Source organism: Kitasatospora sp. NPDC054795 (assembly GCF_053611565.1).
In genome coordinates this window covers 23,305-38,209 of sequence record NZ_JBSHAP010000058.1, presented here as the reverse complement: position 1 = coordinate 38,209, position 14,905 = coordinate 23,305, and the positions used below count along the sequence as shown (strand labels likewise).

Sequence of the window (14,905 nt, the reverse complement as noted above, 5' to 3'; positions counted from 1 at the left end):
AGGAGCTCCGTACGCCGAGGATGTCGGAGGATCCTCCAAGCCCGACGGGACCGGTTCGGCGGTGGGTGGTCGGGTCACGACGTCGGGTCACCGGGCCCTCGCTCGGACGGGTGAAATCTCGCCGCCTCCCGCAACCCGCCCACCTCGGGTTCCGTTGGCCGAAACCGGTAACGATCAGCGGAGAAGCGCCCCCACGGTCAGCCATTTGGCGGTAAGAAGTGCTGTTGGAGAACCACCGGCGGACACCACGTCAGCCGTTGCGCCGACAGAGCCAGCAGTCCGCCCGCCACAGGGAGCCCCACAGGTGAGCCAGCCGGAAATGCAGCCCGAGGAGAGTGCCTGGGGCAAGGAGATCGGTGAGGAGGACCCGCCCGCCGCCGCCGCCGTCGTCCGACGGGCCTCCACCCGCCAGCGGGCCGATCTGAGCACCCGCCAGTTCCCGCTGGGGGACTGGGGCGAGCCCGCCGAACGGCTGGAGGAGCTCTACCGCTGGTCCGAGGAGCGGGCGGTCGAGGCGATCGAGTGGTACCGCCGGGACCGCGTCTGGAAGCGCCGCTGGGCCCGCGTGCTGCGGTTCGGCGCGGCCGGCTTCGCGGTGGGCGGGGTGACCGCCCCGCTGGTCGACCTGGCCGGCGCCTTCGCGCACGGCACCGGCTGGGGCTACGTCGGCTTCGCGCTCTCCGCCGCCTGCCTGGCCACCGACCGGGTCTTCGGTCTCACCTCCGGCTGGATGCGGGACGTCTCCACCGGCCAGGCCCTGCAACGCCGCCTGGAGGCCTTCCAGTTCGACTGGGCGTCGGAGTGCGTTCGCGAGGTGCTCGGCCCGACCGAGGGCACCGCGGGCGAGGCCGCCGAGCGCTGCCTGGGCGTGCTGCGCCGGTTCTGCGAGGACGTCTCGGACATGGTCCGCTCCGAGACCTCGGAGTGGATGCTGGAGTTCCGCGCCTCGATGACCCAGCTGCCCACCCAGTCCGGCGGGGCCTGGGGCGGGCGCAGCGAGCCCGGAGTGGGCGCCCAGGTGCGGGTGCTGCCGCCGCCGGGCACCCGGCCCACCATGCCGCGCCAGCGGCCGCCGGAGGGGCCGCTGCGCTGAGGCGTGTCCGCCCGGGGTCAGGCGAAGACGATCATCGAGCCCTGGGTGACGCTCCTGGTCGCCGCCGCGTACAGGCCCGACCAGGCGTGCCGCTCCCGGGCGAAGGGGTGGACGTCGTCGATCGGCGGCCCGAACGGCTGCTCCAGGCCGGTCGGGCCGAGCGGCCGGGTCGGGTCCGGCGGGTTGAGCGGGTCGATGCCCAGCGCCGGTGCGACGGCCTGGAGTTCGCGCAGCAGCCCGTGGCTGGAGCCGAGCGGGCCGCCGGCGGCGAGCAGCGTGTCGTCCACCAGCGGCACCGCGAACTCGACCGGCACGTACGCGCCGGCGTGGTCGAAGTGCCAGACCAGGTGCGACTGTTCGGCGCTGCTCTCGAACATCTCCAGCAACTGCTCGTAGTCGCCGCCGAGCGCGTCGACCGGGGTGATGTCCAGGCCGGTGAGGCCCAACAGGTAGGCGCGGCGCAGGAAGTGCAGCGAGTCGTAGTCGAAGGCGGCTATCGGCTCGACCGCGCCGCTGATGCCCGGGACGAACCGGTAGACCGGCACCTCGGGCAGCCCGCGCGAGGCCAGCACCGAGTTGTAGAGCGCGAGGTCGTCCCGGAAGGGGTTGTCGGGGCTGTGGCTCAGCGCGTCCACCAGCGGGACGAGCCAGAGGTCGCAGGCCATGGCCGGCAGTTCCTCTCCGGAGGCGGGGATCGCCCGCGCGGGCGGGGCGACGACGGGGGTCGGGTCGGTAACCGGACGGCCCTTCAGGAGGCGCCCGGTCCGATGACCGCCCACCCTACCGGCCCGGCGCGGCGTGCGGGTCGGGCCGTCCCCGAGAGGCCTCCGGGGGCGGTTCGGACAGCCGTCGGCCGAACCGGCCGTACGGCACCGTGCGCGGCTGCGGCACCAGCCCGAGGCCCAGTCCCAGCTCACGGCCGAGTTCCCGGCCCACCTCGGCGCTGCGGGTCCGTCCGGTGCGGGGCGCACCGGGCCCGGCACCGGCCGCGGCACCGGGCTCGGGCTCGTCGCCCGGCTCCGGCGGGGCCGCCGGCGCGGGCGGCGGTTCGGCCGGCGCCGGCGCCGGCTCCTCCCCGACGAACTCGGTGAGCAGGTCCAGCACGGTCACCGACTCCAGCGGCTGCCCGGCCAGCCCGGCCAGCAGCCGGACGGTGTACAGGTTGTACTCGCAGATGATCCGGTGCGCGCCGAGCGCATCGCGGGCCTCGATCGCCGCGACCAGGTCCGGGTGGCGCTCCCAGCAGATCCCGCCCAGCGCGGGCAGCTCCCGCAGGTAGGGCGCGGCGAACATCCAGGACTGCACCCGCAGCCAGTCCAGGTAGTCGGCGATCCGGCGGTTGCCGAGCAGCGCGCCGACCTCCTGCCAGAACCGGCGGTCGCAGCCGACCATGACGTCCAGGTTCCCGGCCCGGGCCGCCCGCACCGCCGCGTCGGCCCGCCGGTGCAGCGAGGGCAGCCGGCCGAGGTCGGGCAGTGCCCGGCGGGTGGCGTACTGGCGGTGGAAGCTGTCGGTGATCAGCACCCGGGACTCGAAGATCTCCAGGAAGTCGTCCCACCCCAGCTCGGGCACGGTGAAGCCGCGGTGGTGCTCGGCCCGCAGCAGGCCCTGCGCGCCGAGGTCGACCAGGGCCTCGCGGGCCGGGGTCGCGGAGACGCCGTACAGCTCGGCGATCTCCTTGACGGTGAAGTTGCGGCCGGCCGCGAGCCGGCCGGCCATCATCTCCTCGCGCAGCGCGCCGGCGATCTGCTCGCGCAGGCTGTTGCGGTGGATGACGGGGCGGGGGGTGTCGCCTGCGCCGTTGTCAGGCATGGGGCGACCTCCTCGGGCGGCCTACCGTGCCGGCCCTCGTCCGGGCCGGCGGGGAACACGACGAGTGCTCATCTTCTCAAACCCGACCGACCCAGGTACGAACCAACCCTCCGGAACGCCGTCCCCGGCGCCCCGCCCACCCCCGCTCAGCGCTGGACCGGCGCCGGAATCCCCAGCAGACGGTCCCGCAGCACCGGGAACTCCGCGCGCGCCTTCGCCACCTCGGCCGCATCGAACTCGACCGTCAGGACCTCCTCGCCCGCCCCCGCCTCGGCCAGCACCCGGCCCCACGGGTCCACCACAATGCTGTGCCCGGCCTGCTCGACCCCGGCGTGCGTCCCGGCGGTGTTGCAGGCCAGCACGAAGGCCTGCTCCTCCACCGCCCGGGCCCGGGCCAGCAGCGTCCAGTGCTCGCGCCGCCGGGCGGGCCAGGCCGCCGGCACCACCAGCAGCTGCGCCCCGGCGTCCAGCAGCGCCCGGAACAGCTCCGGGAAGCGCAGGTCGTAGCAGGTGGCCAGGCCCAGGGTGGCGAAGTCGGTGGGCGCGGTGACGATCTCCTGCCCGGCGCCCATCACCACCGCCTCGCCGCTGTCGAAGCCGAAGCGGTGGATCTTGCGGTACGTGTGCACCAGCTCGCCGTCCGGGGAGAACAGCAGCGAGGTGTTGTAGATCGGCCCGTCCGGATCGCGTTCGACGACCGAACCGGCGTGCAGCCAGACCCCGGCGGCCCGCGCGGCGGCCGACATCACGTCCGAGGTGGGCCCGTCCAGCGTCTCCGCGCCGTCCGACCAGAGGTCGTAGGCGAAGCCGCCGAGCGGCCACAGCTCCGGGAGCACCACCAGGTCGGCGCCCTGCTGTGCCCGTACCAGGGCCGCCGCCCGAGCCCTCCGCTCGGCGGGCGGCTCCTCGTCGGAGACCGCGAGTTGGATCAATGAAGCGCGCACAGTACCACCGTCCACGGCAAGAGACCTACGATCGTCACCCGAAAGCGCTGCCCAGCTGTCTCCCGGCAGCGTAACGTGCGGTTAGCGTGCGCGCCCGGAAAGCCGGACCATCCCGGTCGGCCGTGACGGCGGGGCGCAGGCGGCAAGGAAGCTGACGGAGGGCCGGAGATTCCCGTGACGGACAACCAGACCGTGCAGGCTTACACCGAGGCGTGGACCCAGACCATCGAGTCCATATCGGAGCTGGTCGCCCCCCTTCCCGAGGGCTCTTGGAACCGGGCCACCGAGTGCCCCGGCTGGTCCGTCCGCGACGTCGTCTCGCACGTGATCGCGGTCGAGTCCGACCTGCTCGGCGACCCGCGCCCGATCCACTCGCTGCCGCGTGACCTCCGTCACGTCACCACCGAGTTCGCCCGCTACGTCGAGCTGCCGGTCGACAAGCGCCGCTGCCACACCGCACTGGAGATGACCGGCGAGCTGGAGTACACGATCATCCGCCGCTCCCGGGCGCTGCGGAACGCCAAGCAGACGCCGGAGGAGCCGGTGCGCTGGCCGGCCGGACCGCTGGCCAGGGACGTCCCGTACCACGAGCTGCTGCGGATGCGGGCCTTCGACGTCTGGGTGCACGAGCAGGACCTGCGCCGGGCCCTGGAGACCCCGGGCAACCTGGACGCCCCGGCCGCGCTGATCACCCGGGACCTGCTGCTGGAACTGCTGCCCAAGGCCGTCGCCAACAAGGCCGGGGCCCCGGCCGGGACGGCCCTGGTGCTGGACGTCACCGGCCCGGTGGAGTTCCTGCGCACCGTCCGGGTGGACGCCACCGGCCACTGCACCGTGGACGAGTCGATCAGCCTGGCCCCCGACGTCCAGCTCACCATGGACTGGGAGACCTACCTGCGGCTCGCCTGCGGCCGCGGCCGGCCCGGCCCGGTCTCCGTCGAGGGCGACCGGGAGCTGGCCGAGCGGGTGCTGGCCAACTTCTCGGTCACCATCTGAGGCCCGGGGCCGTACGGTCCGTCGCCCGGGGCCCGTCCGGCCCCGGGCTCAGCCCGCCTGCGCCGCGACCTTCCGGCGCAGCCGCAGGATCATCGCCGTGCCCACCGCCAGCGGGACGTACTGCCAGCAGAACGCCCAGCGGAAGGCGGTGGCCGAGTACGACCCGGCGCCGTCCGGGGAGAGCGCGTCCAGCAGCACGCCGATGCCGAACAGGGTGATCATCGTGCCGATGAAGCCGCCCATGTTGACGATCCCCGAGGCGGTGCCGAGCCGCTCCGCGGGGTTGCGGGAGCGCGCGTAGTCCAGGCCGACCAGCGAGGCCGGGCCGTTGCTGCCCATCACCAGGATGATCCCGACCAGCAGCCAGGCCGGCGGGTGGCCGCCGGGCCAGGCCAGCACCAGCGCCCAGCCGAGCGCGGTGGTCGCGACGACGGTCAGCACGATCGGCATCCGGGCCCGCGCCGAGACGGAGAGCAGCCGGCCGAAGACGAAGCCGAAGGTCATGTTGCTGAGCACCAGCAGGGTCAGCAGCCCGCCGGCCCCGGCCCGGGACATCCCCTGGGCCTGCACCAGGTAGGGCAGGCCCCAGAGCAGGCCGAAGGCGTTGCCGGGGAACTGGGTGGTGAAGTGGATCCAGAGCCCGAGCCGGGTGCCCGGCTCCCGCCAGCAGGCGAGGACCTGCCGGCCGACCTTCGGCCGCGCCGCGGCCGCCCCGGGCCGGACGGCGGCCTCCTGGTGGGGCGCGTCCCGCAGGAGGAACGCGACCGGCGCGAACACCACCGCGCCCAGCAGTGCGATCGCGGTGAAGGTGGGCGTCCAGCCCTCGCTGTGCAGCGCCCTGGCGAGCACCACGGTGGTGACCAGGTTGCCGCCCATCCCGGCGAGGCCGGTCAGCTGGGCCACGAACGGGTTCCGGGCCGCCGGGAACCACCGGGCGGCGATCCGCAGCACGCTGATGAAGGTCATCGCGTCGCCGCAGCCGAGCACCGCGCGGGAGGCCAGCGCGGGGCCGAAGTCGGAGCTGAACGCGAAGGCCAGCTGGCCGGCGCTCAGCAGCACGATGCCGGACAGCAGCACCCGGCGCGGCCCGTACCGGTCGACCAGCAGGCCGACCGGGATCTGCATGGCCGCGTAGACCAGCACCTGGAGGATCGAGAAGGTGGAGAGCGCCGAGGCGCCGATGCCGAAGCGGTCGGCGGCGTCCAGTCCGGCCACCCCGAGGCTGGTGCGGTGGATGACGGCCAGGATGTAGACACTGACCCCGATGGACCAGGCGAGCCAGGCCGCCCTGCCGCCGGGCGGCGCGGACGCGAGCACGGGCGCGGGCGCGGGCGCGGCCGGGGGGTCGGCGATGAGCCGGGGAGCGGGGACGGACGGGGACGGGGCTGGGCGAGCGGGCTCCACGGTCATAGTCCGACCAGATTAGTCATCCCATGATGGGATGCTCGGACCCGGGGGCGCGCTACCGGGCCTCGGCCGGTCGGCCGGTCGGCCGGTCGGCCGGTCAGCCGGTCAGCCGGTCAGCCGGTCAGCCGGTCAGCCGGTCAGCCGGTCAGCCGGTCAGCGTCCAGGACACCGAGCGGGTCATGGAGCGCTCCCGGAAGGCCTCGTCCCGCACCCAGTCGGTGGTGTCCCGGACGGTCGCCGTCACGGTGGCCGTCCGGCCCGGGGCCAGCTCCAGCCGGGCGGTGTCCAGCCAGGAGCCGTCGGCGGACTGCGGGGCCACCGGGACGCCGTCCACCTTCCATTCCACCTTCAGCTGCCGCGGGCCGGTCAGCGGCAGCGGCCGGACGTCGAGCCGGGGCCGCCCGGACACCTCGCCGGGAGCCGGCACCGGGGCGTCGGTCGGCCGGACCCTGCGGTACAGCTCCTCGATGATCGCCTCGCGCGAGGGGAGGTTGTACGCGCTGCCCAGGGTGCGCATCACCGAGTCCGGGGTGGGCCGGTAGAGGCCGTTGGCGCTGCGGTACGCCCCGATCACGCCGGCCCCGTCCGGGGACTCGGCGCCCAGCCAGCGCCACCACTTGGTCTGCTTCCTGCGCATGTCGTCGGCGTTGAGGGTGGCGAGGTTCGGGTAGTCGGCGTCGTCCGGGGCGCTGTCGTACTCGTCTCCGAGGTCCCCCACGGTGTGCCCGATCTCGTGCTGGATGATCCGCCCGGCGTCCGGGCTGCCGCCCGCCAGGGTGGTCACCCCGGTGCCGCCGGCGCCGCCGTACTCGGTGGAGTTGGCCAGCGCTATCAGGTACTGCGGCCCGGAGCCGTTGCCCGCGTAGCGGGCGGTGGCGGACTCGTCGGCGCAGAGCAGCCGGGCGGTGCCCTCGCACCAGAAGTGCATGCCGAGCGGGGTGGCGGTCCTGCGGCCGCGGCTCTCGGACTCGGCGATCCCGGAGACCGGGGAGACCACCTCGACCCGCCTGATGTTGAAGAAGCCCTGGTAGGTGCGGAAGGGCTCGATGTCCATCAGCGCGTGCCAGGCCTTGTCGGCCTGCTGCCGGAAGAGCTCCTGCTCGTCGGCCGTGTAGCCGTCGCCGAGCAGCACCAGGGTGATCCGGTTGGCCGGGTCCCCGGTGCGGCGTATGTCGACCGTCGGGGCGGCCGCGGATATCCGCTGGTCGGCCTGGAGGGCCGTGTGCGGCGGCACCGCGCGGTCGGCCGGGGCCCCCGGACCGATCACCCCGAACGGCGGCGGGCCGGTCAGTTCCAGGGCGGCCGGGAGAGCGGCGGCGGACACCAGCACGAGTGCGGCCAGACTCCGGACGAGACGGCCAGGGTTGCCAGGCGGCATACGGGTGCGTCCTCCGGGAGCCGGTCGCCCGGTGTCGCCCGGGTGATGGAGCGGAGACGTACCCGGGCGGCCGGGACTCCCCTATCCGGCCGCGAAAAAGTCACCGACCTGGCCGAACGATCCGAACATTTCGGATCATCCAGGTCATACCAACCATTCCTCGGGCCGCCTTCGGGACCCGCCGGAGAAGCCCGAAAAAAATTTCGGAACCCGTCTGCAACCCCCCGCGGGGATGCGCGTCTATACGGGTGAAGGCACGGAGAGCGAGACCGGCGGAGCCGGGGGGCGCTTCCGCTCACGAGGAGCGGAGCCGGTCGTCTTCACCCACTCACACCATCAGCACGTCGACCCTGGGGACTCACGTCATGCGCATGCCCGTTATCACCCGTTTTGCGAAGAACGACCGCGCGCTCTCCGGCCGCCGCCGCATCGCCACCGTCGCCGCCACCGTCGTCCTCGCCGGCGGCGTCCAGTTCCTCGCCACCGACACCGCCTGGGCCTGCGGCGACCACCGGCTCGGCGGCGCCTACGAGGCCCCGGCCAACGTTCCCGGGCTCTCCCCCGACACCGCCATCACCTCGGCCAAGTCCTCGGTGGCCGCGGACGGCAGCTGGAACGAGGTCTCCCTCAAGGTCACCAACAAGGCCGCCGAGGACGCCCACGGCATGGAGCCCTTCCTCGGCCTCGTCACCCCGGGCCAGGGCGCCGCGGCCCGCCTCAAGGACGTCAGGATCCAGTACCTGGACTACACCGGCGCCTGGAAGAACCTCCAGCTGCAGGACGGCTGCATGCGCTCCGTCGAGGTCACCGGCTCCCAGCGCCAGCGCATGGCCGCCAACAGCTCCACCACCTTCAAGTTCCGCTACTCGCTGGCCGCCGCCACCCCCGCCGGCGTGACCACGATCAACCTGTTCGCCTCGGCGGAGATGGCCGGTTCCCAGGGCGCCGGCAGCTCGGACTTCAAGGCGGTCAAGGTGACCCACCCCCAGGGCACCGCCACCGCCAAGCCGACCACCCCGGCCAAGCCCAAGCCCGCGCCCACCAAGGACGCGCCCGCCAAGCCCGCGCCCACCAAGGACGCCGAGCCCGCCGTCGACCGGACCGGGGACACCGCCCCGACCGCCTCCGCCACCCGGCCCCCGAAGCCGTCGGCCCCGGCCACCACCGCCCCCGCCGGCACCCCCGAGCTGGCCCAGACCGGCTCCTCCTCCAGCAACACCTTCCTCGCCCTCGGCTCCGCCCTCCTCCTCGCCCTCGGAGCGGGCGTCCTGGTCGCCGTCCGTCGACTCCGTCCCCAGCGCTAGTCGACGGGCGGTACACCGAAGGGGCCCTCCTCCGCACGGCGGTGCGGAGGAGGCCCCCTTCTTCGGTCCTGTCGGTTCCGTCGGTTCCGTCGGTTCCGTCGGTTCCGTCAGCCCCAGGTGATCAGGCGCTTCGGGCGCTCCAGCAGCGCGGCCACGTCGGCCAGCACCTTGGAGCCCAGCTCCCCGTCCACCAGGCGGTGGTCGAAGGAGAGCGCCAGCGTGGTCACCTGACGCGGGACCACCTTGCCCTTGTGCACCCACGGCAGTTCCCGGACCGCCCCGAAGGCCAGGATGGCGGCCTCGCCCGGGTTGAGGATCGGGGTGCCGGTGTCGACGCCGAAGACGCCGACGTTGGTGATGGTGACCGTCCCGCCCTGCATGTCGGCCGGCGAGGTCTTGCCCTGACGGGCGGTCTCGACCAGTTCACCGAGCGAAACGGCCAGCCCGGCGAGGGTCCTGGACCCGGCGTCCTTGATGTTCGGGACGATCAGGCCGCGCGGGGTGGCCGCGGCGATGCCGAGGTTCACCTGTCCCTTGAGGACGATCTCCTGGGCCGCCTCGTCCCACTGCGCGTTGATCCCGGGGTGCCGCTTGATCGCGGTGAGCAGCGCCTTCGCGACGATCAGCAGCGGGCTGACCCGGACGTCCCGGCCCAGCTCCCCGCTCTCCTTGAGCCGGCGGACGAACTTCATCGTGCGGGTCACGTCGACCTGCACGAACTCGGTGACGTGCGGGGCGGTGAAGGCCGAGGCCACCATCGCCTGCGCGGTCGCCTTGCGGACGCCCTTGATCGGCACCCGGACGTCGCCCGCGGCGGGCACCGGCACCTGCGGCGCGGCCGGCTCGGCCACGGCCGTTCCGGCCACCTCCGCCACCGCGGCGGCCGGAGCCGCCGGAGCGGCCTGAGCCGCGGCGTGGGCGTGCACGTCCTCGCGGGTGATCACGCCGTCCCGGCCGGTCGGGGTGACCGCGCGCAGGTCGACGCCGAGGTCCTTGGCCAGCTTGCGCACCGGCGGCTTGGCCAACGGCCGCTCCCCGCCGGGCACTTCGGCGACCTGCGCGGGCGCGGCGGGAGCCGGGGCGGCGACCGGGGCCGGAGCGGCCGCCGGAGCCGGCGTGGTCGCGGCGACCCTGGTGGTGGTCGTCCGCCGCGCCCGGCGCTGGGCGGTGCCGGTGCGCGGGCCGTACCCGACCAGCACCTCGCGCCGCTCGGGCTCGGCCTCCTCGGCCGGAGCCGGAGCCTGAGCCTGCGCCGGAGCCGCGGCGGGGGCGGCCGGAGCCGCGGCCCCCGCTTCCCCGGCGACCGCGATCGAGATGATCACGGTGCCGACGTCGACCGTCTCGCCCTCGGGGAAGTGCAGCTTCTCGACCACCCCGTTGAACGGGATGGGCAGCTCCACGGCCGCCTTGGCGGTCTCCACCTCGCAGACGACCTGCCCGTCGGTGACGGTGTCACCGGGCTTGACGTACCAGCTGAGGATCTCGGCCTCGGTGAGGCCCTCGCCCACGTCGGGCATCTTGAACTCGCGGAGCGAGCGAACTTCGGTGGTCATCTTCGCTCCCCGGTTCAGTACGCGAACGCGCGGTCGACGGCGTCGAGCACGCGGTCCAGGTCGGGCAGGAAGGCCTCCTCGACCCGGGACGGCGGGTACGGCGCGTGGTAGCCGCCGACCCGCAGGACCGGTGCCTCCAGGTGGTAGAAGCACTTCTCGGTCAGCCGGGCGGCCAGCTCGGCGCCCATGCCCAGGAAGACCGGTGCCTCGTGCACCACGACGGCCCGACCGGTGCGCTTGACCGACTCCTCCAGGGCGGCGAAGTCCACCGGGGAGAGCGAGCGCAGGTCGACGACCTCCAGCCGGCGGCCGTCCTCCTCGGCGGCCGCGGCGGCCTCCAGGCAGACCTTGACCATCGGGCCGTACGCGATCAGCGTCGCGTCGGTGCCGGGCCGGACGATCCGGGCGTCGTGCAGGCCCAGGTCCGCGGCGTCGCCGACCTCGCCCTTGTCCCAGTAACGGCGCTTGGGCTCCAGGAAGATGACCGGGTCGTCGGACTCGATCGACTGCCGCAGCATCCAGTGCGCGTCGTGCGCGCTGGCCGGGGTGACCACGCGCAGGCCGGCGGTGTGCGCGAAGTAGGCCTCGTGCGACTCGCTGTGGTGCTCGACCGCGCCGATGCCACCCGCGTAGGGGATGCGCACGGTGACCGGCAGCTTGACGTGGCCCAGCGCACGGGCGTGCATCTTGGCCAGCTGGGAGACGATCTGGTCGAAGGCCGGGTAGACGAAGCCGTCGAACTGGATCTCCACGACGGGACGGTAGCCGCGCAGCGCCAGACCGATCGCGGTGCCCATGATGCCGGACTCGGCGAGCGGGGTGTCGATCACCCGGTCCTCGCCGAAGTCCTTCTGGAGGCCGTCGGTGATCCGGAAGACGCCGCCGAGCTTGCCGATGTCCTCGCCCATCAGGACGGTCTTCGGGTCGTTCTCCAGCGACTTGCGCAGCGCTCCGTTCAGCGCCTTGGCGATGCTCAGCTGACCGGCCATCAGTGGTTCTCCCCCGCCTCGAAGGAGGCCGCGTACTCGACGTACTCGGCCCGTTCCTCATCGACCAGCGTGTGCGGCTCGCTGTACACGTGGTCGAAGATCAGGGTCGGGTCCGGGTCCGGCATGCCGCGCACGCCCTCGCGCACCCGCAGCCCCAGCTGCTCGCTCTCGGCGTCGACGGCGGCGAAGAACGCCTCGTCGGCCAGGCCCTCCTTCTCCAGGAGGGCGCGGAGCCGGCTGATCGGGTCCTTGGCCTTCCAGGCCTCGGTCTCCTCGGCGTGCCGGTAGCGGGTGGGGTCGTCGGACGTGGTGTGGGCACCCATCCGGTAGGTGAACGCCTCGATCAGCACCGGGCCGTTGCCGCTGCGGGCGTGGTCGAGCGCCCAGCGGGTGACCGCCAGGCAGGCCAGCACGTCGTTGCCGTCGACCCGGACGCCGGGGAAGCCGAAGCCGGAGGCGCGGCGGTACAGCGGGATCTTGGTCTGGGTGGTGGTGGGCTCGGAGATCGCCCACTGGTTGTTCTGGCAGAAGAAGACCACGGGCGCGTTGTAGACCGAGGCGAAGGTGAAGGCCTCGTTGACGTCGCCCTGGCTGGAGGCGCCGTCGCCGAAGTACGCGATCACCGCGTCGTCGGCGCCGTCCTTGGTGATGCCCATCGCGTAGCCGGTGGCGTGCAGGGCCTGCGCGCCGATCACGATGGTGTACAGGTGGAAGTTCTTCTCGTTCGGGTCCCAGCCGCCGTGGTTCACGCCGCGGAACATGCCGAGCAGGTTCAGCGGGTCGACGTCGCGGCACCAGGCGACGCCGTGCTCGCGGTACGTGGGGAAGGCGTAGTCGCCGGGGCGCATGGCGCGGCCGGAGCCGACCTGGGCGGCCTCCTGGCCGAGCAGCGAGGCCCACAGGCCCAGCTCGCCCTGGCGCTGGAGCGCGGTGGCCTCGCCGTCGAACCGGCGCACCAGCACCAGGTCGCGGTAGAGGGCGAGCAGCTCCTCGGGAGTGGTGGTGAGGGGGTAGTCCGGGTGCTCGACCCGCTCGCCTTCCGGCGTGAGCAGCTGGACGAGCTCCGGCTGGGCGTCCTTGCCCTTGGCGCGGAGGGTGTCAGGGACGCCGGGGGCCGCCTTCTTGCGAGCCCTCGCCGTGCTTTTGACGGTCACGTTCACTCCTCGGTCTGTCCGGCCGCCCGGGGTCGCCGGTGACCGGTCCGGTCACCGCCTCGCGGGGCGCGCGTGGGTGTGCGCTCCCACTGCGGGGCAGGTGGTGATCCTGTTCCGACGGCGTCCCTCACGAGAACGTTACCCAGCGTCCGCCCTCGGCGCGCTTGCGCTAGGACGTCCTACTTGTTCAGGGCCTACAACCCCGAGGGTGCCGCGATCGGCTCGCCGTCGGAAGGGTGGGGGTGACGGTCGGCGTGACGCAGCTCTCAATTCGAGCGCCTTCAGGACACCAGCGCACGTTATCCGGGCGGAAGCCCGTGCGTAAGGGGGTTCTCGGTATCGGTTTCGGACGGCCCTGGCCGGATCACGTCGTGACCGGGGTAAGGGTGATAGGTCTTTCGTACGGTGGTATGGGAGGCTTTGGACGTGACTGATAACGGACAAATCAGGGTATTCCTGCTCGACGATCACGAGGTCGTCCGGCGGGGCGTGCACGATCTGCTCTCGGTCGAGGACGACATCGAGGTGGTCGGCGAGGCCGGCACGGCCGCCGAGGCGCTCACCCGGATCCCGGCGGTCCACCCGGACGTGGCGGTGCTCGACGTCCGACTGCCGGACGGCAACGGGGTCGAGGTCTGCCGCGAGATCCGGTCCAGGCTGCCGGAGATCAAGTGCCTGATGCTGACCTCGTTCTCGGACGACGAGGCGCTGTTCGACTCGATCATGGCCGGCGCCTCCGGCTACGTGCTGAAGGCGATCCGCGGCACCGACCTGATCACCGCCGTCCGGGACGTCGCGGCCGGCCGCTCGCTGCTCGACCCGATCGCCACCAGCAGGGTGCTCGCCCGGCTGCGCGACGGCGGGGAGAAGGAGGACGAGCGGCTCGCCCAGCTCACCAAGCAGGAGCGGCGAATCCTGGATTTGATCGGCGAAGGTATGACAAATCGTCAGATCGGCAACGAGTTGCACCTGGCAGAGAAGACGGTGAAGAACTACGTCTCGAGTCTGCTCGCCAAGATGGGCATGGAGCGGCGCACCCAGGCGGCCGCCTTCGTGGCACGGCACCAGGCCGACCACCAGTACTGACCGCGCGACTGCACAGAACTGACGGCTTGTCAAGGGCCCCCGCAAGGGGGCCATAACCTCTGCACGTGACTTTCAGCCAGACCCTCGCCTGCGCCCCGGCCCGCCCCGACCTCTCCGCACCGCCGATGGGGACCCTCAGCCCACCCGTCCCACTGGACGCGCTCGCCGAGGTACTGGCCCGCTACCGGACAGGACGGCTGCTGACCGCCGAACCGGTCGCCGAGGGCCTGCTGAACCGGGGGTACCTGGTCACCACCGAGGCCGGTCCGTACTTCCTGAAGTGCTACGTCGACTCCGCCACCGCCAGCCGCCCGAAGATCGTCGCCCACCACCGCGCGATGGCCGCGCTGAACGCCCTCGGACTGCCTGTCGCACCCCCGCTGGCCTGCGCCGAACGGTCCGGCACGGTGGCCTCGTGGGGCGGCCGGCTGTTCGCGCTGTTCCCCTGGGTCGAGGGCCGGCACCGGCACGGCGGCGAGCTCGAACCGTCGCAGTGCGACGCGCTCGGCACGTTGCTCGGCCGGCTGCACGGCGCACTCGACGATGTCTGCGCCCCCCTCGAACAACCCGCCGGATACCGGAGCGCCGACGCCGTCGACAGCGCCGCCCTCGCCCGCGACCTGCGGCGCCGCGCCCGCGAGCAGCACCCCGCCGGGGAGCTGGACGCCCTGGTGGTGGAACGGCTCACGGAACGGCTGGAACTGCTCGCCGAGCACGCCCACCGCCGCCCCGCCCCGGCGGCCGCGCCCCCCACCGGCTGGACCCACGGCGACTTCCACGGACTCAACCTGCTGTACGGCGACGGCCCGCGGGGCGGCCGGGTGACGGCCATCCTGGACTGGGACAAGCTCGGCCCGCAGCCACGCGCCGAGGAGGCGGTCCGGGCCGCCACACTGCTCTTCAACGACCGCTCGTCCGGCGTCCTCGACCTGGTCCGGGTCCGCCGCTACTCACAGGCCTACCGGGCCTCCGGCGCCGCCACCGCCGAGCACCTGGCCGCCGCCGTCCACCGGGTCTGGTGGGAGCGGCTGAACGACTTCTGGATGCTGCAGTGGCGCTACCAGCGGGCCGACCTCCGGGCCGACCCGCTCTACCCCGCCTCCGCGGGGCAGCTGGCGTGGTGGTGCCAGGAGTACGAACAGGTCCTGGACGCCTTCGCCAACTGACCGCGGCCACCGGCCGGTCCGGC

13 protein-coding genes are annotated in these 14,905 nt (G+C 73.2%); 5 read left to right on the top strand and 8 right to left on the bottom strand.

Annotated features, from left to right (window positions below; translation table 11 throughout):
* Positions 1–304 precede the first annotated feature (304 nt).
* Positions 305–1,093, top strand: coding sequence for an SLATT domain-containing protein (locus tag ACWGJO_RS21540; RefSeq protein ID WP_452185935.1), 789 nt, complete (start codon positions 305–307; stop codon positions 1,091–1,093).
* 17 nt (positions 1,094–1,110) lie between these two features.
* Here the strand turns inward: ACWGJO_RS21540 and ACWGJO_RS21535 are convergent, their stop codons facing one another.
* The 3 genes from ACWGJO_RS21535 to ACWGJO_RS21525 form a co-directional block, all read right to left on the bottom strand.
* On the bottom strand, positions 1,111–1,758 hold the full coding sequence (locus tag ACWGJO_RS21535) for a hypothetical protein (RefSeq protein ID WP_359897704.1): 648 nt from the start codon (positions 1,756–1,758) through the stop codon (positions 1,111–1,113).
* 115 nt (positions 1,759–1,873) lie between these two features.
* The gene (locus ACWGJO_RS21530; RefSeq protein ID WP_452185933.1) at positions 1,874–2,905 is read right to left on the bottom strand and encodes a GntR family transcriptional regulator; all 1,032 of its coding nucleotides are present in this window, start codon (positions 2,903–2,905) and stop codon (positions 1,874–1,876) included.
* 146 nt (positions 2,906–3,051) lie between these two features.
* Positions 3,052–3,849 (bottom strand): carbon-nitrogen family hydrolase, encoded by a 798-nt coding sequence (locus ACWGJO_RS21525; protein WP_452185931.1) that lies wholly within the window; start codon positions 3,847–3,849, stop codon positions 3,052–3,054.
* A gap of 174 nt (positions 3,850–4,023) precedes the next feature.
* On the opposite strand from ACWGJO_RS21525, the gene ACWGJO_RS21520 reads away from it, so the two are divergent.
* Positions 4,024–4,845: a maleylpyruvate isomerase family mycothiol-dependent enzyme gene (locus ACWGJO_RS21520; protein WP_359897700.1), complete on the top strand. Its 822-nt coding sequence runs from the start codon at positions 4,024–4,026 to the stop codon at positions 4,843–4,845.
* 48 nt (positions 4,846–4,893) lie between these two features.
* On the opposite strand, the gene ACWGJO_RS21515 is transcribed toward ACWGJO_RS21520, so the two are convergent.
* Entirely contained in the window at positions 4,894–6,255 is a 1,362-nt protein-coding gene (locus ACWGJO_RS21515) for an MFS transporter (RefSeq protein WP_452185929.1), read from the bottom strand.
* A gap of 142 nt (positions 6,256–6,397) precedes the next feature.
* Complete coding sequence (locus tag ACWGJO_RS21510; protein WP_452185927.1) at positions 6,398–7,576, bottom strand: M64 family metallopeptidase; 1,179 nt, start codon at positions 7,574–7,576, stop codon at positions 6,398–6,400.
* 419 nt (positions 7,577–7,995) lie between these two features.
* Between ACWGJO_RS21510 and ACWGJO_RS21505 the strand changes: the two genes are divergently transcribed.
* On the top strand, positions 7,996–8,934 hold the full coding sequence (locus ACWGJO_RS21505; RefSeq protein ID WP_452185925.1) for an LAETG motif-containing sortase-dependent surface protein: 939 nt from the start codon (positions 7,996–7,998) through the stop codon (positions 8,932–8,934).
* Positions 8,935–9,041: 107 nt separating this feature from the next.
* Here the strand turns inward: ACWGJO_RS21505 and ACWGJO_RS21500 are convergent, their stop codons facing one another.
* Genes ACWGJO_RS21500 through pdhA form a run of 3 tightly spaced genes read right to left on the bottom strand, consistent with a single transcriptional unit; the run spans position 9,042 to position 12,630 of the window.
* Positions 9,042–10,487 carry a dihydrolipoamide acetyltransferase family protein gene (locus ACWGJO_RS21500; RefSeq protein ID WP_452185923.1) on the bottom strand — a complete coding sequence of 482 codons (1,446 nt, stop codon included), beginning with the start codon at positions 10,485–10,487 and terminating at the stop codon, positions 9,042–9,044.
* Positions 10,488–10,501: 14 nt separating this feature from the next.
* Positions 10,502–11,476, bottom strand: a complete 975-nt coding sequence (locus ACWGJO_RS21495) for an alpha-ketoacid dehydrogenase subunit beta (RefSeq protein ID WP_387691343.1) — start codon at positions 11,474–11,476, stop codon at positions 10,502–10,504.
* Complete coding sequence (pdhA, locus tag ACWGJO_RS21490; protein ID WP_452185921.1) at positions 11,476–12,630, bottom strand: pyruvate dehydrogenase (acetyl-transferring) E1 component subunit alpha; 1,155 nt, start codon at positions 12,628–12,630, stop codon at positions 11,476–11,478. The genes ACWGJO_RS21495 and pdhA overlap by 1 nt, the downstream gene beginning before the upstream one ends.
* Before the next feature lie 426 nt (positions 12,631–13,056).
* Between pdhA and ACWGJO_RS21485 the strand changes: the two genes are divergently transcribed.
* Positions 13,057–13,716, top strand: coding sequence for a response regulator transcription factor (locus ACWGJO_RS21485; protein ID WP_359897693.1), 660 nt, complete (start codon positions 13,057–13,059; stop codon positions 13,714–13,716).
* A 65-nt stretch (positions 13,717–13,781) separates the two neighbouring features.
* Positions 13,782–14,882: a phosphotransferase gene (locus ACWGJO_RS21480; protein ID WP_452185919.1), complete on the top strand. Its 1,101-nt coding sequence runs from the start codon at positions 13,782–13,784 to the stop codon at positions 14,880–14,882.
* The last annotated feature ends 23 nt before the right edge of the window (positions 14,883–14,905 follow it).